This is a genomic window from Neoroseomonas rubea (genome assembly GCF_016106015.1).
Classification (GTDB): domain Bacteria; phylum Pseudomonadota; class Alphaproteobacteria; order Acetobacterales; family Acetobacteraceae; genus Neoroseomonas; species Neoroseomonas rubea.
The window spans coordinates 17,569-37,558 of record NZ_JACADQ010000010.1 but is presented as its reverse complement, the minus strand read 5'-3'; the positions used below and the strand labels follow the sequence as shown (position 1 = coordinate 37,558).

Here is a 19,990-nt window from a genome sequence, read left to right as displayed (position 1 = left end):
TGGCATGGACAGCATCCTGCCAGCCGCCATGCGGCTGGGCGAACGTCTCAGAATACGTAAATGCACCGTTGCGGTGGCGGAGAGTTCCGTCGGCGGGCTGGTGTCCGCCGCCCTGCTCTCCCAACCCGGCGCATCTGCCTACTTCCTGGGCGGGGCGGTGGTCTACACGGCCGCCGCCCGGCAGGGACTGCTCGGCATCGGGCCGGCGGAGATGACGGGCATGCGATCCGCATCTGAACCCTATGCGCTGCTGATGGCGCGGACGGTGCGCGACCGGCTCGGCGCCGATTGGGGCCTTGCGGAGACGGGCGCAGCTGGGCCGGCGGGGAACCGCTATGGCGACCCGGCCGGGCATGCCTGCCTCGCCATCGCCGGGCCCGTGGAGCGCGTGATCACGGTGCGGACCGGCTCGGCAGACCGGCCAGCGAACATGCGGGCCTTCGCGGCCGCCCTGCTTGCCCTGGCGGAGGAGGCGATCGCCTGATCCGGGCTTGCGCGATCCCGCATCCGCCCTGACCTTCTCCCGGAACGGACGGAGGGATCGGGCGTGGCGCGGTTCAAGGGCACCAAGGAATACGTCGCTTCGCGCGAGCTGGAGGTGGCGGTGAACGCCGCCGTCGCACTCCAGCGCCCGCTGCTGGTCAAGGGCGAGCCAGGCACCGGCAAGACCGTGCTGGCGCAGGAGATCGCCAAGGCGCTCGGCTACCCGCTGATCGAGTGGCACATCAAGTCCACCACCAAGGCGCAGCAGGGCCTTTATGAATACGACGCGGTGAGCCGCCTGCGCGACGGGCAGCTGGGCGACCCGCGGGTGCATGACATCGCCAACTACATCGTGCGCGGCAAGCTCTGGGACGCCTTCGAGGCCGAGCAGCCCGTCGTCCTTCTGATCGACGAGATCGACAAGGCGGACATCGAGTTCCCGAACGACCTGCTGCTCGAACTCGATCGCATGCAGTTCTTCGTCTACGAGACGCGCAAGACGGTCGCCGCACGGCATCGGCCCGTGGTGATCATCACGTCGAACAATGAGAAGGAACTGCCGGACGCCTTCCTGCGCCGCTGCTTCTTCCACTACATCCGCTTCCCGGATCGCGAGACGATGGAGCGCATCGTCGAGGCGCACTATCCCGATATCCGCCAGGACCTGCTGCGCGAAGCGCTGAACGTCTTCTTCGAGATCCGCGAGGTGAACGAGCTCAAGAAGAAGCCCGCGACGTCCGAGCTGCTGGACTGGCTGAAGCTGCTGACGATCGAGGACATGCCGGCCGAGGCACTGCGGTCCTCCGACGCCAAGACCGCGCTGCCGCCGCTCTATGGCGCGATGCTGAAGAACGAGCAGGACGTCCACCTGTTCGAGCGGCTCGCCTTCCTGGCGCGCCGCCGCGGCGGGTAGGGCGGTGTTCGCGCCCTTCATCCTCGCGCTGCGCGCGGCCGGCGTGCCGGCCTCGATCATGGAGTACCTCGCGCTGCTCCGCGCGATGAAGGAAGGCATCGCCGGCTTCAGCGTCGATGACTTCTATCACCTGTCGCGCGCCGCGCTGGTAAAGGATGAGCGGCACCTCGACCGCTTCGACCGCGTCTTCGGGGAGATCTTCAAGGGGCTGGAAGCGCCGCAAGGCGAGGCACCTCGCGAACTTCCCGCCGAATGGCTGCGCAAGTTGGCCGAACGCGTGCTGACGCCCGAGGAGATGGAGCAGATCAAGGCGCTCGGCGATTTCGACGCGCTGATGGAAACGCTGAAGAAGCGGCTCGAGGAACAGAAGGGCCGGCACCAAGGCGGGTCGAAATGGATCGGTACCGCCGGCACCTCCCCCTTCGGTGCGCATGGCTACAATCCGGAAGGCGTGCGGATCGGGCAGGAGAACAGCCGCCACCGCCGCGCGGTGAAGGTGTGGGACCAGCGGCAGTTCCGCGACCTGGACGAGGACGAGGCGCTCTCCTCACGCAACATGAAGGTCGCGCTGCGGCGACTGCGCCGCTTCGCCCGCACGGGTGCGGCGACCGAGCTCGACCTGCCGGGGACGATTGGCGCCACCGCGCGCAACGGCGGGTCGCTCGACCTGCACATGGTGCCGGAGCGGCACAACGCGGTGAAGGTCCTGCTGCTGATGGACATCGGCGGATCGATGGACGACCACATCCGCATCTGCCAGGAGCTGTTCACCGCTGCGCGGTCCGAGTTCAAGCACCTGGAATTCTGGTACTTCCACAACTGCCTGTATGAGCGCGTCTGGCGCACCAACCGGCGGCGGCGCGAGACGGAGCGACCGACGATGGAACTGCTCCGCACCTACGGCCCCGACTGGCGGCTGGTGATCGTGGGCGACGCGACCATGAGCCCCTATGAGATCATCCAGCCAGGCGGCAGCGTGGAGCATTGGAACGAGGAAGCCGGCCAGGTCTGGATGGGCAGGGCCACGCGCCATTTCCGCAAGGCCGCCTGGCTCAACCCGGTCGATCCCGCGCATTGGCGCTACACCCAGTCCATCGGCATCCTGCAGCGGCTGATGGACAACCGCATGTACCCGCTGACGCTGGCGGGGCTCGAGACGATGGCGCGCGAGCTGGCGCGCTGAGGGAAGGAACCGACCATGGACATCAAGCCTCGCCTGCCGCGCGGGAGACAATTCTTCGCCAATCCGGGGCCCACCAACATTCCGGATTCCATCCTGCACGCCGTCGCGCATGTGACGGTCGACTTCAACGACCCAGCCTTCATCGCCGTCTATGATGAATGCGTCGCCGGGTTGAAGCGGGTGCTCAAGACCGAGCAGGAGGTGTTCCTCTACACCGGCTCCGGCCATGCGGCGTGGGAAGCGGCGCTGGTCAACCTGTTCTCTCCGGGCGATCTGCTGCTGGTGCCCGAGACGGGCTACTTCTCCGAATCCTGGGCGAAGATGGCGCAGGATCTCGGCCTGCGCTTCCGTACGATCGAGGCCGATTGGCGCCGCGGCGTGGATTTCGGCGCGCTGCGCGCGGCACTCGCCGCCGATGCGGGCCATGAGATCAAGGCGATCTGTGCCGTGCACAATGAAACGGCGACGGGCATGGTCCTGCCGCTGTCGGAGTTGCGCGCGGCGCTCGATGCCACGGGGCATCCGGCGCTACTGCTGGCGGACACCATCTCCTCGCTCGGCTCGATGGATTTCCGCATGGATGGCTGGGGCGTCGACATCGCGGTGGGCGGCAGCCAGAAGGGGCTGATGCTGCCGACCGGCATGTCCTTCACCGGCGTCTCGGCCAAGGCGATGGCGGCGCACAAGACGTCGACGCTACCGAAATCCTACTTCAACTGGACCAACATGCTGACCCGCCGGCACCGGTCCTTCGTCGGCACGGTGCCGACCTCGCTCTTCTACGGGCTGCGCGAATCCATCCGGCTGCTGGAGGAGGAAGGGCTCGAGGAGGTCTTTGCACGCCATGCGCGGCTTGGCGAGGCGGTGCGCCGCTGCGTGCGCCACTGGTCGGGCAACAACGGGCCAACGCTGTTCTGCCGGACGCCGGATCGCTTCTCGGACTCCGTCACCGCGGTGATGATGCCGGAAGGGCATGATGCCGACGCGGTCCGCCGCATCGCGCTGTCCACCTTCAACGTCTCGCTTGGTGGCGGGCTCGGGCGGCTGGGCGGCAAGGTGTTCCGCATCGGGCATCTGGGGGACCTGAACGAGCCGATGATCCTCGGCACGCTCGCCTCGGTGGAGATGGCGCTCCGGCTCGCCGGGGTGCCGCATGCACCCGGCGGGGTGAACGCGGCCATCGAATACCTGGCGGAAGCCGCCCGCTCCTGACCCCCGGCTTGCGCCCGCGCAAGGCGGCGCGGGCACGGCCGGTGGCAGATGGGGCATGATTGGGACTCCACCGAAGCGCGGCGCCCTGCCGCCCCCTGCCGCGCCCGAGACCGCCGAGGCGCGGCTCGGCCCCACCTTCCACACCTTCGACCGCGTCCTCCGCGCGGCCGAGGCACGCCTGACCCAGGGCATGTCCCCCACCGCGATCAGCGGCGCCTGGCTCGACTGGGCAGTGCATCTCGCGCGCGCGCCGGGCAAGCGGATGGAACTCGCCGCACGCGCCTGGATCCAGGGGCTGCGCTACCTGCTCTGGCTGCGGCACGCGATGGGCAGCAAGGCACCACCGCCGCTCGTCGCGCCGACGAACGGGGATGCGCGCTTCACCGGGCCGGCCTGGCAGGCCTTCCCCTTCAACGCGATGGCGCAGGCGCATCTGCTGGCGGAAGCCTGGTGGGTGGAGGCGACGCGCGGCGTCCCAGGCCTGTCGCGCCGCCACGCGCAGCAGGTCGCCTTCATGATGCGCCAGGCAACCGACGTGCTGGCGCCTTCGAACCTCCCCTGGCTCAATCCCACCATAGCGCAGCGCACGCTCGCCGATGGCGGGATGAACCTGCTGCGCGGTGCGGAGAACATGCTCGACGACATGGAGCGCACCCTCGCCGGCGCGCCGCCCGAGGGGGCGGAGGCATTCCGGCCGGGCCATGAGGTCGCGGTCACGCCGGGCCGCGTCGTCTTCCGCAACGAGCTGATGGAGCTGATCCAGTACGCCCCGACGACCGCGCAGGTGCATGCGGAGCCGGTGCTGATCGTCCCCGCCTGGATCATGAAGTACTACGTGCTGGATCTGAGCCCGGAGAATTCGCTCGTGCGCTGGCTCGTGGCGCAGGGCTTCACGGTCTTCATGGTCTCCTGGAAGAACCCGGATGCGCGGGACCGGGAGACGGGGCTCGACGACTACCGCCGGCGCGGGGTGATGGCGGCGCTCGACGCGGTCTCCGCCATCGTGCCAGACCGGCGCATCCATGCCTGCGGCTACTGCCTGGGTGGCACCATCATGGCCATTGCAGCGGCGACCATGGCGCGGGATGGTGATGCACGGCTTGCCTCCATGACGCTGCTCGCGGCGCAGACCGATTTCGCCGAGGCGGGCGAGTTGATGCTGTTCGTCGATGAGAGCCAGCTCGCCTTCCTCGAGGACATGATGTGGGACCGCGGCTACCTCGACACCCACCAGATGTCCGGCGCCTTCCAGGCGCTGCGGTCGAACGACCTGGTCTGGTCGCGGCTGATTCGCGACTACGTGCTGGGCGAGCGCAACGCGGTGAACGACCTGCTCGCCTGGAACAGCGACCAGACGCGCATGCCGGCGCGGATGCATGGCGAGTACCTGCGCGGGCTGTTCCTCGAGAACCGGCTGACCGCCGGCCGCTACGCGGTGGAAGGGCGTGTCATCGCGCTGTCGGACATCGGCGTGCCGATCTTCGCCGTCGGCACGCTGAAGGACCACATCGCGCCCTGGCGGTCGGTCTACAAGGTGTCGCTGTTCAGCGACACGGACGTGACCTTCGCGCTCACCTCCGGCGGGCACAATGCCGGGATCGTCAGCCCGCCGGAGAAGGAAGGGCGCCAGTACCGCATCATGACGCGGCGGCACGACGACACCTATCTCGACCCGGATTCCTGGGCCGCCCTTGCGCCGCAGCGGGAAGGGTCCTGGTGGCCGGCCTGGGCGGAATGGCTCGCGGGCGCAGGCGGCGCGGGCATGGTCCCGCCGCCCGCGATGGGCGCGCCGGCGCGCGGATTCCCAACGATCGAGGATGCTCCCGGGACATACGTCCTGCTGAAGTAGGCCCCACCCGGGGGTGACGAGGCAGGCGGGCGCCCCTAGGCTCCGGTCAGCGCAAGCAAGATCAGGGGAAGCGTCCGCATGAGTGCCACCAGCCGCGCCGTCTATCGCCATGGCGATATGGGCCGACTGTTCGATCCCGCATCCATCGCCGTGATCGGCGCGAGCCCGCGCGCGGGTTCCTTCGCCGACCGCACGATCCAGGCGCTGAAGGACTATACGGGCCGGCTCTACCTGGTGAATTCCCGCTACGAGAAGATCGGCGAGCGCGCCTGCTTTCCTTCCGTCGCCGCGCTGCCGGAAGTGCCGGATTGCTGCATCGTCGTCGCCGCGAAGGACGCGGTGGAGGAGATCGCGACGGACTGCGCGAAGGCGGGCGTCGGCGGCATCATGATCTACGCCTCCGGCTTCGCCGAGACGGGGCGGGAGGCCGATGTCGCGGCGCAGCAGCGGCTCGCGGCGATCGGTCGCGATGCCGGCATGCGGATCGTCGGGCCGAACTGCATCGGCATGCTGAACTTCCGCACCAAGGCCGGTGTCACCTTCATGATCCCGCCGCCGATGGAAGCGCCGCAGCCGCACGCGGTCGGGCTCGTCAGCCAGTCCGGCGCGCTCGGCTTCTCGCTCGCGCAGTCGGTGATGCGCGGCGTCTCCGTCAGCCACCTGCTGACCACGGGCAATTCGTCGGACGTCGATGTCGCGGACTGCGTCTCCTTCCTCGCGGACGATCCGGGCTGCGCGGCCATCGCCTGCGTGTTCGAGGGCATGCCCGACCCGATGCGCTTCATCCAGGCGGCGCAGGTCGCGGACGCCGCGAACAAGCCGCTTGTCGTGTTCAAGCTCGGCACCGGCGAGGCCGGCGCGGCGGCAGCCATGTCGCACACCGGCTCGCTGGCCGGGGAGACAGCGGCCTATCTCGCGGCGTTCGAACGCGCGGGCGCGGTAGTGGTGAAGGATTTCGAGGCCCTGGTCGAAACCGCGGCGTTCCTCGCCAAGGCACCACCGCCCCAGGCGCGCGGCGTTGCGGTCGTCGCCGTCTCCGGCGGTGCGGCGATCATGTCCGCCGACAAAGCGGAGGCGAACGGCGTGCCACTGCCGCAGCCGACGCCGCCGGTGCAGGCCATCCTGGAAAGCCGCATCCCCGACTTCGGCTCCGCGCGGAACCCCTGCGACGTGACGGCGCAGGTGGCGAACGACCCCGAAAGCCTGACCGCCTGCGCCGGCGCCATGCTGGGGGAGGAACACTACGGCGCGCTGATCTACGCCCAGATCTACTCGACCGAGATCTCGGCGAAGCGGCCTGCCGAACTCGCCGCGATCGCGGAGAAGGCCGGCAAGCCGATCTGCGTCGTCTGGACAACGGAATGGCTCGAGGGCTACGGCGCCAGGGAAGCGGAGCAGAACCCGCGCATCGGCCTATTCCGGTCGATGGATCGCTGCTTCGCCGCGCTGTCGCACTGGCATGCGCGCGAAGCGCGCCGTGCCGCCGGTCCGCGCGCCTACGCGCGGTTGTCGCGGCCCGAGGCGGCGGCCGAGGCCGCGGCACTGATTGCCGCGTCGCAGGACCGCACGCTGACCGAGCGCGAGGCAAAGGCCGTGCTGGCCGCCTATGGCGTGCCCGTAGTGCCGGAACGGCTAACGCAGACGGAGGACGAAGCCGTCGCGGCGGCCGAGGCACTCCGCTTTCCCGTGGCGATGAAGGTCGAGAGCCCCGATCTGCCGCACAAAACCGAAGCCGGCGTGATCCGCCTGAAGCTGAAGGACGCGGCCGAGGTGCGCGACGCCTTCCGGGCCGTGATGGCGAATGCGAAGCGCCATGCGCCAGGTGCGCGCATCAACGGCGTACTTGTGCAGCCCATGGCGAGACCTGGCATCGAGGTGATGGTGGGCGGGCGCGTCGATCCGCTGATGGGTCCGCTCATCGTCGCAGGCCTGGGCGGCGTTCTAGTCGAACTGATGCGTGATTCCGCCCTGGCGCTGGCACCCGTCACGGTCGCGGAAGCACGCGCGATGTTCGGACGCCTGCGCGGCCGCGCCGCGCTGGAAGGCTTCCGCGGCGCGCCGGCGGCGGACCTCGACCGCCTGGCCGACATCGTCGCGCGCCTGTCGGAATTCGTGGCAGACCAGCGCGGCCGCGTCACGGAGCTCGACGTTAACCCAATCATCGTCGCCGGCAGCGAGGCCGTCGCAGTCGATGCGCTGATCGTGAAGGACTGATCAGCGCCCGAGCGTGGCGGCGAGCCCCGTCGTGAGTGTCGTCTCAGCCCGGAAGCCGAGCTCCGCCGCCGCCTTGGCTGGATCACCGAGGGAGTGCCGGATGTCGCCGATGCGCGCCGGCCCGTGCCCGATCGCCGGCGAGGTGCCGAGCAGGTCGGCAATCGTCTCGGCCAGCTGCATGATGGAGGTCTCGCGTCCCGTGCAGATGTTGTAGACGGCCGCGCCCGGCTTGATGCCGGCCATCGCCGTCGTCAGCGCGCGCACGACATCCGCGACATAGACGAAGTCGCGCGTCTGGCGCCCATCCCCATTTAGCGTGATGCCCTGCCCCGCGCCGAGCCGGTTGCAGAAGATCGATATCACGCCGGAATAGGGCGAGGACGGATCCTGCCGCGGCCCGTAGACGTTGAAGAAGCGCATGCCGCAGGTGGGCACGCCGTGCACGCCGGCCGCGACGGCTGCGTGCAGCTCGCAGCCCAGCTTGTCGGCGCCATAGGCATTGAGCGGCTGCGGCCGTGCATCCTCCCGGATCGCGCCATGGCCCTGATCGCCATAGATAGCCGCGGACGAAGCGTAGACGACCGGCAGCGCGCCCTCGCGTCGAGCCGCATCCAGCACATGGATCGTCGCGGTGAGATTCGCGCGATGCGTGCCGGCCCAATCCTCATTAGCGCGCGCGACGGAGGCGATGGCCGCGAGGTGAAAGCAGCCGGCGACGCCTCGCATCGCATCACGCACCATCGCGCCATCGGCCGCGTCGCCGACGATCAGCTCGGCGCGCGGATCGAGGTTCGCACGCCGCCCCGTCGACAGGTCGTCGAGCACGCGCACGGCATGCCCGGCCGCCAGCAGCGCGTCGGCCAGGTGAGAGCCGATGAAGCCGGCGCCACCGGTCACGAGATAGGTCGCCATGTTCGCCATTCCCTGAATTGGTCGTCGCCGCCCGTCACCTGAGCCCGTGGTTGCTCACGACGAAGGTCATGTAGGGCAATTGCGTCAGCTGTCGCGCCGCGAGCGCATAGGCCAGCGCGAGCGTCAGCAGCGAGGCCAGAAAGTAGCCATAGCCCGCATAGCCGACGCCGAGCCAGAGCGCGGCCCAGGTAAGGCCCGCATTCAGCACGAGGAAGGTCGCACCGACCGCCAGCATGCTGCGGCGCAGGTCGAAATACGAAAGGATCGCGACGACGAACAGCATCAGCCCGTGACACAGCGCGCCGAGCACGCCGAAACGGAAGGTCGGAACGAGTTCCAGACCGCCGCGCGCCATCCCGATCAGCCCAGGTGCGGCGAGCATCGCAAGGTAGCAGACGGCCGCCTGCAGCACCGCCACCTGGCGGAAGCCGTTGGCGAGGATGCGCAGGATCTGGCTGTGGTTGCGCGCGATCTCCTGCGCCGTGGCGTGGTTCGCGATGCCGCGATAGTAGCGGAGATAACCCTCGAAGAAGCGCGTCTCCACCACCACGAGGAACATTGCAGCACCGGGCGCCATGGTCAGGCAGGCGAGGAACATCGCGGAGTCATAGGCCGGATGCGTCGGCATCGCGCCCGCCAGGACGACGTTGCCTGGCGCGAACCACATGATCCACTTGTCGACCCAGGTCGCGAGGCCGAACAGCAGCCCCACCAGCGCCAACGCCCAGTAGCGCCGCATCTCCGGCAGGAAGGCGAAGGGGCGGATCGCCGGCGCGGGATACTCCGCCAGCACGCGGGCGACCAGCGAGAAGACAAGCACCGCCAGGCCGATCGTGAAGCCCGCCAGCAATCCAACCGTGCCGTATGTCGGCGCCAACTGCAGCGCCAGCGCCGCACCGCCGCCCATGCCGAGCGCGAAGGACAGGCTGATGCTGCCATAGCTCTTGAGCGCGGAGAGAAAGGCCGAGACAAGCCACACCGCGCCGACCAGCAGGAAGCCGAACAGCGCCAGCACGCGCTCCGTCGGCTCCATGTCGACCACGAACAGGTAGAAGGGAATGCCGACCGCCGACTGCAGCGCGAAGACGACGGCCAGCGAGCCGAGCAACATTCCCGTCGCTTCCGTCACGTCGCGCGCGAAAAGCATGTCCGCGAGCCGCCGCGTCACCACCATCACCACCGGCCCGGTGAGGACGAGCGAGAAGGCGAAGTTGTAGACGACGACGGTGGAGAACAGCCGGTGGCGATCCTCCCCCAGCCATTCCGAAGCGAACACTTCGACGAGGCCGAGCGCCAGCACTGTCAGCAGCCAGGGGCCCGAGGTGACCGCGACCGCATGCGCCTGGCTGCGAAGCCCCGCATTCAGCGAATCCTCGCGCGCCAGGCGGCGCAGGGCAAAGCCGATGCCCGCCATCAGGCCGCCTTCGCCCGCGGCGCGTCGGGCAGGCGCAGCAGGCTGTCATAGAGATCGCGGTAGATCCGGTCGACGACGCGCTTGTTGTAGTACTTCTCCGTTCGCCGGCGCATCGCCTCCCCGCAGCGGGCGCGCATCGCGGGATCGCCCAGCAGGGCCGCGAGCGCCTTCGCTGTCGCATGCGGGTCGGCGAGCGGAACGACGAAGCCGCCAGGGCCGATCGGCGGGCTTTCGTCGGCCCGGCCCTCGATCAGGTCGCGGCATGAGCCGACATCGGTCGCGACCGACGGCACGCCGGCCGCGCCGGCTTCCAACAACACGAGCGGCTGCGCCTCGCTGATGCTGGTCAGCGCGATGGCATCGAGCTTGCCGAGATAGTCGTGCAGCTTCACCCGCCCGGCGAACTCGAAGGTCCCTTCCAGCCCGAGATGCGCAACCATCTGCTGGCATTCGCGGAAATAGGCGGGGTCCTCGTCGGTCGGTCCGAGCAGCAGGGCACGGCAGCCCGGAACCATGTCGCGCAGCAGCGCGATGGCGCGGATGTAGGTCTTCACATCCTTGATCGGCACCGCGCGGCCGATAAGCGCGACGGTAGGCGGGCGTGGCGTCGTGTCGCGCGGGATCGCCGAGAAGCCGTCATAGTCGATACCGTTTGGAATGATCGCCATCCGCTCCGTCGGCGCGCCGTCCCGGGCCTGCAGTTCCTGGTTGCCGGTGTAGAGGGTGACGATCTTCGTGCACGCTTCGTAGCAGGATCGCGAATAGCCGACGAAGGCATCGATCCAGACATTGCGCAGGTCCTGCCGCCGGCCTTCGAGGTCGAGCCAGGCCGGCGGCCCGTCGGTCAGCCATTCGGCCATCTCGATCTCGACGCGCCGTTCGTTCGTGTAGATGCCGTGCTCGGTGAGAAGTCCCGGACGTCCCGTCTCGATCACGGCGCGCGCCATGACCAGCCCGGCATAGCCTGTCGAGATCGCGTGGTAGCAGCGCGCCTTCGGAAGTTCCGCCAGCAGGGTCGAGAAAAGCCCGCCCGCCAGCACGCGCCAGCTCCAGAAGTAGTTCATGAAGGAGCTGCCGGGCACGCTCTGCTCGTACATCCGCCGGACGAGCTCGAAGGCCGCGCCGCTGTTCAGCAGGGCGGCGCGCGTCGCGCGCTTCGGATGGCGCCTCAGGGCCGCGATTACGCCGCGGAAATCGTCGAGCCCGCCGCGCGACAGCAGACGCGTCAGCGGCCCTTCCAGCTCCGCGATCAGGCGCGCCGTGCCCCAGCCATTGTCGATCCTGCTCTCCGCCTGCTGTAGCGGGATGACCGTGAGGCCGACGACGTTCGACGGCAATTCGTACCGTGGTGTCTGCCGTGTCTCGTCGGCTGCCAGCGTCACGATGCGGAAGCGCAGGTCCGCATGCGCCCTGATCAGGTCGTGCGTCCAGGAGGAGACGCCGCCGGCCACGAAGGGATAAGCCCCTTCGAGGATAAGGCAGACATCGGCCTCGCTTGCGCGGCCGCTCATGCCGCCTTCGCCGGCAGCATCGGCTGGGGGGCGTCCTCGGTCCAGAGCGTCAGCGCTTCCTCGACTCGATCCGGCAGGCGGGCCGAGCCGGCCTCGCGCAGCCGCAGGCAGAATTCGCGCAGGTCGACGAAGCGGCGCAGCCGGAACAGGCCTTCGAGGTAGACGGCGACCAGACCCGGCGTTGCCTGGTCGGCCTCGGCGGCGGGTGCGAGCAGGCGAACGGCCTCCTCCGCCCGGCCAAGGCGCAGCAGCAGGCGGGCCGCAGCGACCGTCGCATCCCCGCGGGCCGCTCCATCCGGCGTCCGCGCGACAGCGGCGAGGTAGAGGGTCAGTGCCGCCTCGGCGGCTTCCTGCGCGCGCGTCTCGTCGATCAGTCCCGTCGCCGACAGCGCCTCATGATGCCGCGCCGCCTCCATGAGCAGGTCCGGGTCGTCGCGATCCGCCGCCCGCCGGGCCTCGAGCGCCATGCTGCGCTGGAGGAATTGCTGTTCGATGCGCGCCACGGCCGACGCGGCCTGGACACGCACGGCCGCCTCCTGGTCGTTCAGCGCGGCGCGCAGCGCGATGGCGAATTCGGGGCGGAAGCCTGAGGCGATAAGGGCGATCGCAGCCTGCTTTTCCTGCAGGCTGCCGAGCGCGATGACGTCGGCGAAGGGGGCGACCGTGCTGCGTTCTGCCGGCCCGTGTCCGCGCAGCACAACCCGCTCGTAAAGCGCGCGCGTCCTGTCGGGCCGCTCCTCCGGGAACAGGGCCTGGTACCATTCGGCGAAGGGGCGCGCGCGCCAGGCGAAGATGCGTCGGAGCAGGGCCGCCACCGCCGCACCCGCGACGCCGAGTGGCCCGAGGAAGACGGACGCGACGACGAACAGCAGGAAGGCGGGATCGTCGCCGCCTGCGCCGCGCAGCCCATAGGCGGCGAGCAGGGTACCGAGGGCGATCAGGCCATGCAGTTGCAGCGCCGCGGGGATCGCCGAGGGATCGGCGACGGCGCGCAGCAGGAGCCAGGCCTCGAGGACCGCGACCACGAGGACGAGCAGGGCGGCAAGCGCCTCCGTGATGGGCGATGGGGGCTCGTGGCGCGCGCTCATCGCGCCGCTCGTGCTTCAGTCCGCTGGGGACGGTAGAGCGTCTCGACGCGATGCCGCACCCCGAACCGGAGGCCGGCAACGCCGAGTTCCTCCTCGACGCCCGCCGTCATCCGCGCCGCGAGCGAACGCGCCGCCTCGTCGGCGACCCCGGGTAGGATGATGGCGACGTCCCACCCGTCGCGCCGCCAGTCAAAGGCCTGCTCGGTGGGTCCGAGCAACGCCTCGGCGGCGCGGGAGACGGCGCGGGCCGCGGCGGGCTGCATGCTCGGTCCGGCGCCCTCGGGCTCGTCGAAGCCCAGCCGCAAGACCGAGACGCCGAAGCCGAACCTGCGCGCCATGGCGATCGCGTGGTCGCGCTCCACTTCGAACAAGGGGGCTGGCAGCAGCCGCCGCACGGGATCGAAATAACGGGTCGCCTGCGTTTCCTCCCAATGCTGGGCGTTCGCATAGGCGGAGCCGATCCATTCGCAGAGGATGCGGAAGTTCTGCACGTTGGACGGCACGAGGTCGAGGAAGTCCATCTCCTCGATCTTCAGCATCCCGATTACCTCGCCGGTTTCGGTCGAGGTCAACGGGCCGGCGAGCAGGCCCTCTGCGCCGAGTATGAGGCCGTGCGACGGGCGCGTCGCGACAAGGTGCCTGCGGTGCGAGACGACCGCCTGGTACAACGCGGTGGAGGAGTCGAACTCGGTGGCGAAGGAATCGCCTTCGGTCCAGCCATCGCTCAGCGCCGCCTCGAGCACGCGGTCATTGAGCAGGTAGAGGGAGAATTTCCGGGGATTCATCACCGCCGGCACAAGCTGCTGGATGCCAGCCAGCACCTGGCCCGTGTCCTGGCGCTCGATGCTGCGGGACGCTGTGAAGATCGAATGGACGGTGCGCACCTGGCCCGCGACGCGGGCCTCGAGATGATCCTTGAGCTGCGACAGCTGTTCGTAGGCTGCGCCGATGCCGTCGGCATGTTCGCGTGCCTCGCGCAACTCCTCGCGCAGCGTGTCGCGGTCGCGCCGCTGCGCGTCGCGGATCTCACCGAGGATGACCGCGGCGAAGATCCAGAGCAGCGGCTCCCGCGTCGCCCGCAGCAGCCACGCGTAAAGATCCTCGCTGAAGCCCTGCTCCGGCAGGTTGTGCACCAGCAGCGCGGCGGAGGAGAGCAGCGCCGCCGCCAGCCCTTCCTTCGCCCCGTATTGCGCCGAGGCAAGCAACACGATGATCCAGAAGGGATGCGGCGTGATGCCGGCGAGGCGGTCGCGGTCGAGAAAGAAGTGATCGACCGCGAGCGCTGCGGCGAGGAAGGCGACGATCTCGACAAGCGCCGCGACGCGCAGGCCCAGGACCTGCCGCGGCTCGTGCCACGACGGCAGGGAGGATTCGGCCCGTGCGTCGCGGGCTGCCATCAGAACAGGAACGCCATGGCTGCGCCGATCACCGTCGTCTCGCCCTGCGAACGGCCGATGTTGCGCACATAGCCCGCGCGCAGCGAGATCTCGAGCGGCCCGACCGCGTAGCCGATCGTGCCGTAGGCGACCGGGCCCGAGCGGCCGTAGCGGTCGGCGCCGTAGCCGACCTGGAACTGGTAGGTCAGCCGCCCGTCGCCGGTGACGGTGCCACGGGTGCCGCCATAGCCGAGCAGGCCCGCATGGACCTCGCGGTCGACGATCGGGAGCGGCTGGAAGGAAGCACCGCTCGCATCGATGCGGCGCGTCTCGTCCAACACGTATTCGGCATCCAGCGCATAGGCGATGGAGAGGCCGGCAATGCCGCCGAGGTCGCCGTAGCGCAGCTCGCCGCGCACCGTGGCGCTGCTCAGGATGTCGTCCTCGTCACGCGGGATGCCGTAGCGGTTCAACCCGACCTCGATCCGACCCGTGAGTTGCGGCGTGAAGCGCTGGAAGCGCTCGGCTGCCACGCGGTCGCGCACCGCGCCGTCGATGATCGCCTCGACGAAGTCCCAGACCGGGCGGCGATACTCGATGCGCGCGCCGGTGTAGCCCCAATCGTCGGGCAGGCGGCCGGAGAGGCCGAAGCCCGCACTCCATTCATTGGCAAAGAGCGAGGCCTGGACCGTGGCGCCTTCCCGCCATTCATGCTGCACGAAGATCTCGGTCCGGATGCGGTCCCCCGAGAAGTCGCGCACGGCACCGGATGGGCGGCGCACATTCGTCGCGTCGACATGCGCGAGGCCCTGGGTCGCGCCGACCCGCCAGGCCTCCCCGATGTTCCAGTGGCCGCCGGCTTCGCCGATCGTGATGTCCGCCTTGTCCGACCCGATGCCGCCACGCTGGATGCGCTGCTCGATGTCCCCGCGAAGCCGCGGCGCGCGGTCGCGTTCCAGCGCGGCGAGGCCATCGGCCAGCGAGCTGTTGCCGGGGTCGAGCAGCACCGCCTCGCGCTGGAGTTCGCGCGCGAGCCTCGCTCGGCCTGTCTCCCGCGCGACGGTGGCCAGCCCGGCAACGGGCTCGGCGCTCGTCGGCATGTCGGCGCGCAGGCTCGCATAGGCTTCCCGAGCGGCGGTGAAGCGCCCGGTTACGAGCATCAGCTGCGCGTCGAGCAGCCGCAGGCGCAGGTCGCCCTGACGGGCAAGCGCTGCCGACTGATCGGCGGGTGACGCCTCGGTCGCGGGCGCCGCAGGGATGGCAGCCGCCGCGGCGACGGTTGCGCGCGTTCCGAGCGTCGCCTCGTCCGCGTATGCCGCCGGGGCGGCGAGCCCGGCGATGATCGCCATCGCGGGCAGGAAAGGACGGTCGTTGCGATCGTGTTCGTATCTCGTCATCGGCCAGCCAGCACGGTCTGCGCTCTCCCGTAGTCGCGCATCTCGATTAGCAGCGAGACGAGATCGGCGCGAAGATGCCGATCGTCCGGACGCTCGGCCAGCAGCGCTTCATAAATCGGCAAAGCCCGCTCTCCCGCGCCGACGCGGCGCAGCAGCGTCGCCTGCATTTTTCGTGCGTCGGTGGAACGTTCGCTGCTGTTGCCGATCCGCCGCAGTGCGGCCTCATGCCAACGGCGCGCGCCATCCGGGTCACGCTGGCGTAGCCGGATCTCGCCGAGGATGAAAAGTGTCTCCGGGTCGCCTCCCGTGGCCTGCGCGTGCTCGGCCAACAGACGCTCCGCGAGCGCGGCGTCACCCTGGCGCCAGGCGGCGAAAGCGACGCGTCGGCGCATCGCGGGATCGCCGCCGCCGTTCAGCACAAGGGCCCGCTGGACCTGATCCTCCAGTGCCTCGCTGCCGGTTTGGCCGGCGAGGCCGGCGAGCATCTGCAGGCGATCAGGCGCCGGCTGGCGCGCCAGTTCCTCGCGCAGCGCCGCGGCGAGCCCGGCACGGTCGCCCGCGACGGAGAGCGCCGTCAGATAGGCATCACGCGCAGGTCCCGCCGCTCCACCGGCATCGGGAGAAGAGCGATATGCAGCGATCGCTCCGCGTGCGCCGCCGCGTTCCGTCAGCAGGCGCATCCATGCGGCCTTCTCCTGCCCGGTGGCTGCGCGAGCGCGCGCCTCGAGCCAGGACATCGCCGCGGCACTCGGCCGCTGACCCCAGACGAACAGAAGCTGACGGACCTCGGCACTGTCTGCGCCGGCGGTTGCGGCGAGTTCGCGGAACACCGGCTCGGCCTCGCCACGCGCGCCGCGTTCCAGAAGGCCGAAGGCGAGCTGTCGCCGCAGAGCCATCGGCAGGGTTTGGCGGCGCGCCAGCTCCGCCCAAAGAGCGGTGGCGTCCTGGCGGCGGCCAGCGCGGTCGGCAGCCTCGGTGTAGGACCAGAGCCATGCCTCGGGTTGCGCGACGGCCATGGCGCGCAGTGCGGGCAGCATCTCCGCCCGCGCGCCGAGTTCGTTCAGCATCGCGAGCGCGGCGCCGCGCTCCGCGTCGGTCGATGCGGCGGAAAGCCGCGCGGTCCAGAACGCACGGAGCTCCGCCGCCGCGGCGGTGTCCCCCTGGCGCCACGCGGCATGCCGTGCGGCTTCGAGCAGCGTCGGCTCGGCGGCGCCCTCGGCGGCGAGTGCGCGCAGGATCGGCAAGGCCTGCGCCGGCTCGCCTGCGTCGAGCAGAAGGCGCGCGAGGATGAGCCGCTCCGGCACCGCGCCCTGAGTGGCAAGACGCCGTGCGGCGGCGATTGCGGTGCGATGCGCCTTCGCGTCGACCGCGACGTGCAGCGTGTCCCGCAAGAGGGCAGGCGGCGCCGCGGCGCCGGCCTCCGATTCAATCCAGGCTGCGGCAGCGTCTTGCCGGTCGGTGAGCGCCGCCGCGGTCAGCAGCCAGGCGGCATCGAGCGCGACCGAGGGCCGCTGCGCGCGCAGGGCGTCGAACAGGGCGGCGCCCTGTTCCGCCTGCTCCATGCGCACGAAGGACCGTGCGATCTCGGCCAGCAAGGCGGGCGGCAGCTCGGGACGCGCGCTGATGCGCGCCAGGATGTCGGTCGCCGGATCCGGATGCCCGAGGGCCATGAGGACGCCTGCGAACCCGAGTGCGCGCCGTGGATCCGCCGCGTCGCGACGCGACACGAGGGCAAGCTGCGCCCAGCGCCGCGCGGCGACCCGGTCGCCGAGCTGGAGTGCCACCTCCGCCGCGAGGCCAGGATCGCCCTCCAGCACATCCGGCCCACCCCAGGCGAGCAGGCGCCTGAGCACTTCCGTCTGCCCCGCATCGAGCGCGACCGCCGCCAAGGTCGACAGCATCGCCGCCGATGCCTGGCCCGCAGGCATCGCTTCCACTGCCGCGATCGCGCGGGCGGTCTCACCGAGGGCTACCGCGAGGCGCAGGCGCAGCGTCGCCGCCTCGACCGCCGCGCTGCCGCCCGCTTCCGCGGCGAGCGTCTCGAGCCGATCGAGCGCGGCACGCTCGCGGCGCGCATCGATCTCCGCCTGCGCCAGCGCCAGCACCAGGGCGGGAGGGGCCGCCACGCCGGCCAGCGGTTCAAGCACAAGCACCGCGAGGTCGGGTCGTCGCGCGGCGGCGAGGAAGCTTGCCAGCATCGGCGCAGCAGCCGCGGCAGCGCCGCGATCCTGCGCGGCGAGCCAGTCCCGCGCCACTGAGGCGGCGGCTTCGGCCTGCCCCGCTTCGACATGCAGCGAGACGGCAAGCGCCGCAGCATGCACGTCATAGGCGCGCGGATGCTGCCGCGCGAGGCGCCGCAGCGCGGCCAGCCCTTCGGCCGGCGCGGCCGCCGCAGCATCGAGACGCGCGAGCGCAAGCAGGTCCGCAGGCTCTGCCGTGGCGTCGGCGGTCAGTCCGCGCAGGACGGCGCGTTGTTCCTCCACCTGGCCGAGCAGTCCGTGCAGGCCGGCGATCTCCCGCAGCCGGGGCTGCGCAGGCGCCACTGCCTGCAGGGCGATCAGGGCCCGCAGCAGGCCGGCGCGATCCTCCCCGAGCTGGCGGCGATAGGCGACGAGGGCTTCGAGCACTTGGCGGTCGCGCGGTCGCTCGGCCGCCAGCGGCTCGAGAAGCGCAATGGCGGCTCGCAGGTCGCCCGTCTCGGCCCGCGCGCGTGCGAGCGCGGCGACGGTGGCGGGCGAACGCTCCCCGTCCGCGTAGCGCTGTTCCAGCAAGGTGCGGGCGCCGTCGGCGTCGCCGGATTCAAGGCGCAGCAGCGCCATCTCCTGTCCGCGGGGGATCAGCGCGATGCTCGCGCCGATCGCGCCCAGCACCGCGAGTGCGAGCGGCAGGCGGTAGCCGCGCGTCGGGCGCGGCTGGGTCTCCGCCCGGGGTCGCGCGAGCTCGATCCGGATCCGCGGCTGGACGGGAACCGGCAGCGACGAACCCTGGCTCATGATGCCTCCCTCGGTGGCGGGACGATGCGCGTGAGATCGGGGGTCGCGACGTAGGGCACGAAGCCGTTGCGGCGCTGCTCCGCGTAGATGCGCGCGATTCCATCACGATCCGCCGGATCCCAGTAGTCGAGCGAGAAGAGACGCAGCGAGGGGAAACGGCGCCGTGCCTCCCACATCGCATCACGCTGCCAGGCGTAGTCGTGCTCCGGCAGGCGTCGATAGGTGGTGCCATCGGCTTCATGCGTCGTGCGCACCGATTCGCCGAGCAGCATGTCGAACTGCCCGACAATGCTCGGAAGCACGGCGTAGCCTCGATTGACCATGATGCCCGCCGTGGGGAAGCGCCGCCGCATGCGTCGCACAAGTCCGGCCGCGGCGTCGATCATGCCGGCATGGCGGCGAGGGTCGCGCTGTTCGAGAAACTCCGCGTCGTCGATGGTATCGAGGAACACGCCATCGAAGCCGCGTGCAAGCGCGGCGGGGACAATGCGGTCGAGGACGAGCCGCCCCCACAACGGCGCCCGCATGTCGACGAACCAGGCATCGGGCCAGTTCGGATTTCGTCCGAGCAGGATGCCGCCCGCCTCGGCCTCCGTGAAATAGGCGCGGCTCGCATGCACCTCGCCCATGCTGACGTAGCCAAGCAGGCGCGCGCCCGGTGCACGGCGTGCGAGCAGCGCGGCCGGCGCCTCCGCATCCAGAACCGCGACATCGTAGTCGCCGACCGGGGCTGCTTCATCCTGGCCATAGTAGACGAGGAAGCGGCAATCCACGCCCGAGCACGCGCGCGCGGCGCGTGCCGACAAGCCACCCAGGGCGCCGGTGCCCAGGATCGCGGCTGCAAGCCGGCGTCCGATCGCCCCCGTCGCGCGCCTCATCATGCCGTCCTTGCCCGGCATTTCGCTGCCTGCTCCCCAACCCGGCCGACGCCTTTGCGTGCGGTGGCAATGCCAGGCGCGCTGCGGAGGACGCGACGCGCAGATGCGCCGCGAACCCCGATGGCACCACGACCCACGGCAGCACGATCCCCGTCATAGGGTATGGCACCTCCGCCGGCGAAGGCGGCGGAGGCGCGCGTGGCAACGCCGGCGCACATCGCCCGCCCATCGAAGCCCGTCGCGAGCGATCCATCCCGCCTGGTGCCGATCAGCATCCGGTCGTGTCCCGCAGGCAGGATGCGACAGGCTTTGCGCGGAGGGGAGCGGACATCATCAACGCTCCTGCCGGCGTCACGGCGCCTGACGGACAGCGCGTGGTGCCCTTCCGGCTCCGGTAGATCGGCATGGCGCGGTCTTGTGGTCGCAGCATTCCGCGGAGATGCAAGGTGATTCCGTCATGCGGGACGGCGGCACGGCGGCGGTGGTCACGCGGCAGGAGCGGCGCCGCGGCACCACGTCCCACAAGGCCAACGTTCCCGACCATGCCGCAGTCTCCTTGCCGGGTGT

General features: G+C 70.3%; 14 protein-coding genes. 6 read left to right on the top strand and 8 right to left on the bottom strand.

The annotated features are described in order from the left end of the window. Positions 1–4 precede the first annotated feature (4 nt). The 6 genes from HW577_RS02660 (at position 5) to HW577_RS02635 (ending at position 7,854) form a co-directional block, all read left to right on the top strand. Positions 5–484 carry a CinA family protein gene (locus tag HW577_RS02660; protein ID WP_198374509.1) on the top strand — a complete coding sequence of 160 codons (480 nt, stop codon included), beginning with the start codon at positions 5–7 and terminating at the stop codon, positions 482–484. Positions 485–547: 63 nt separating this feature from the next. Continuing rightward, positions 548–1,396, top strand: coding sequence for an AAA family ATPase (locus HW577_RS02655; RefSeq protein WP_198374508.1), 849 nt, complete (start codon positions 548–550; stop codon positions 1,394–1,396). Between the two features lie 4 nt (positions 1,397–1,400). Beyond that, complete coding sequence (locus tag HW577_RS02650; RefSeq protein ID WP_332837363.1) at positions 1,401–2,579, top strand: vWA domain-containing protein; 1,179 nt, start codon at positions 1,401–1,403, stop codon at positions 2,577–2,579. Between the two features lie 15 nt (positions 2,580–2,594). Beyond that, entirely contained in the window at positions 2,595–3,791 is a 1,197-nt protein-coding gene (locus HW577_RS02645) for a pyridoxal-phosphate-dependent aminotransferase family protein (protein ID WP_198374507.1), read from the top strand. A 55-nt stretch (positions 3,792–3,846) separates the two neighbouring features. Then, entirely contained in the window at positions 3,847–5,640 is a 1,794-nt protein-coding gene (locus tag HW577_RS02640) for a PHA/PHB synthase family protein (RefSeq protein WP_198374506.1), read from the top strand. Positions 5,641–5,718: 78 nt separating this feature from the next. Further along, complete coding sequence (locus HW577_RS02635) at positions 5,719–7,854, top strand: acetate--CoA ligase family protein (RefSeq protein WP_198374505.1); 2,136 nt, start codon at positions 5,719–5,721, stop codon at positions 7,852–7,854. Here the strand turns inward: HW577_RS02635 and HW577_RS02630 are convergent, their stop codons facing one another. Genes HW577_RS02630 through HW577_RS02595 form a run of 8 tightly spaced genes read right to left on the bottom strand, consistent with a single transcriptional unit; the run spans position 7,855 to position 19,423 of the window. Beyond that, on the bottom strand, positions 7,855–8,766 hold the full coding sequence (locus tag HW577_RS02630; protein ID WP_198374504.1) for an NAD-dependent epimerase/dehydratase family protein: 912 nt from the start codon (positions 8,764–8,766) through the stop codon (positions 7,855–7,857). It lies immediately after the preceding gene. Positions 8,767–8,800: 34 nt separating this feature from the next. Then, positions 8,801–10,180, bottom strand: a complete 1,380-nt coding sequence (gene pelG, locus HW577_RS02625) for an exopolysaccharide Pel transporter PelG (RefSeq protein ID WP_198374503.1) — start codon at positions 10,178–10,180, stop codon at positions 8,801–8,803. Then, complete coding sequence (gene pelF, locus HW577_RS02620) at positions 10,180–11,691, bottom strand: GT4 family glycosyltransferase PelF (RefSeq protein WP_198374502.1); 1,512 nt, start codon at positions 11,689–11,691, stop codon at positions 10,180–10,182. The genes pelG and pelF overlap by 1 nt, the downstream gene beginning before the upstream one ends. Next, positions 11,688–12,779 (bottom strand): tetratricopeptide repeat protein, encoded by a 1,092-nt coding sequence (locus HW577_RS02615; RefSeq protein ID WP_198374501.1) that lies wholly within the window; start codon positions 12,777–12,779, stop codon positions 11,688–11,690. Before HW577_RS02615 ends, pelF begins: the two co-directional genes overlap by 4 nt. Continuing rightward, positions 12,776–14,176 carry a GAF domain-containing protein gene (locus HW577_RS02610; protein WP_198374500.1) on the bottom strand — a complete coding sequence of 467 codons (1,401 nt, stop codon included), beginning with the start codon at positions 14,174–14,176 and terminating at the stop codon, positions 12,776–12,778. The genes HW577_RS02615 and HW577_RS02610 overlap by 4 nt, the downstream gene beginning before the upstream one ends. After that, positions 14,176–15,552 carry a tetratricopeptide repeat protein gene (locus tag HW577_RS02605; protein WP_198374499.1) on the bottom strand — a complete coding sequence of 459 codons (1,377 nt, stop codon included), beginning with the start codon at positions 15,550–15,552 and terminating at the stop codon, positions 14,176–14,178. Before HW577_RS02605 ends, HW577_RS02610 begins: the two co-directional genes overlap by 1 nt. After that, complete coding sequence (locus HW577_RS02600) at positions 15,549–18,545, bottom strand: tetratricopeptide repeat protein (protein ID WP_198374498.1); 2,997 nt, start codon at positions 18,543–18,545, stop codon at positions 15,549–15,551. The genes HW577_RS02605 and HW577_RS02600 overlap by 4 nt, the downstream gene beginning before the upstream one ends. Further along, positions 18,542–19,423 carry a glycoside hydrolase family 191 protein gene (locus tag HW577_RS02595; protein ID WP_198374497.1) on the bottom strand — a complete coding sequence of 294 codons (882 nt, stop codon included), beginning with the start codon at positions 19,421–19,423 and terminating at the stop codon, positions 18,542–18,544. The genes HW577_RS02600 and HW577_RS02595 overlap by 4 nt, the downstream gene beginning before the upstream one ends. Positions 19,424–19,990 lie beyond the last annotated feature (567 nt).

Excerpts from the sequence above, each read along its gene's own strand:
- HW577_RS02660 (WP_198374509.1), top strand. The coding sequence starts at position 5 with ATGGACAGCATCCTGCCAGCCGCCATGCGGCTGGGCGAACGTCTCAGA.
- HW577_RS02645 (WP_198374507.1), top strand. The coding sequence starts at position 2,595 with ATGGACATCAAGCCTCGCCTGCCGCGCGGGAGACAATTCTTCGCCAAT.
- HW577_RS02640 (WP_198374506.1), top strand. The coding sequence starts at position 3,847 with ATGATTGGGACTCCACCGAAGCGCGGCGCCCTGCCGCCCCCTGCCGCG.
- HW577_RS02635 (WP_198374505.1), top strand. The coding sequence starts at position 5,719 with ATGAGTGCCACCAGCCGCGCCGTCTATCGCCATGGCGATATGGGCCGA.
- HW577_RS02630 (WP_198374504.1), bottom strand. The coding sequence starts at position 8,766 with ATGGCGACCTATCTCGTGACCGGTGGCGCCGGCTTCATCGGCTCTCAC.
- pelG (WP_198374503.1), bottom strand. The coding sequence starts at position 10,180 with ATGGCGGGCATCGGCTTTGCCCTGCGCCGCCTGGCGCGCGAGGATTCG.
- pelF (WP_198374502.1), bottom strand. The coding sequence starts at position 11,691 with ATGAGCGGCCGCGCAAGCGAGGCCGATGTCTGCCTTATCCTCGAAGGG.
- HW577_RS02615 (WP_198374501.1), bottom strand. The coding sequence starts at position 12,779 with ATGAGCGCGCGCCACGAGCCCCCATCGCCCATCACGGAGGCGCTTGCC.
- HW577_RS02610 (WP_198374500.1), bottom strand. The coding sequence starts at position 14,176 with ATGGCAGCCCGCGACGCACGGGCCGAATCCTCCCTGCCGTCGTGGCAC.
- HW577_RS02605 (WP_198374499.1), bottom strand. The coding sequence starts at position 15,552 with ATGACGAGATACGAACACGATCGCAACGACCGTCCTTTCCTGCCCGCG.
- HW577_RS02600 (WP_198374498.1), bottom strand. The coding sequence starts at position 18,545 with ATGAGCCAGGGTTCGTCGCTGCCGGTTCCCGTCCAGCCGCGGATCCGG.
- HW577_RS02595 (WP_198374497.1), bottom strand. The coding sequence starts at position 19,423 with ATGAGGCGCGCGACGGGGGCGATCGGACGCCGGCTTGCAGCCGCGATC.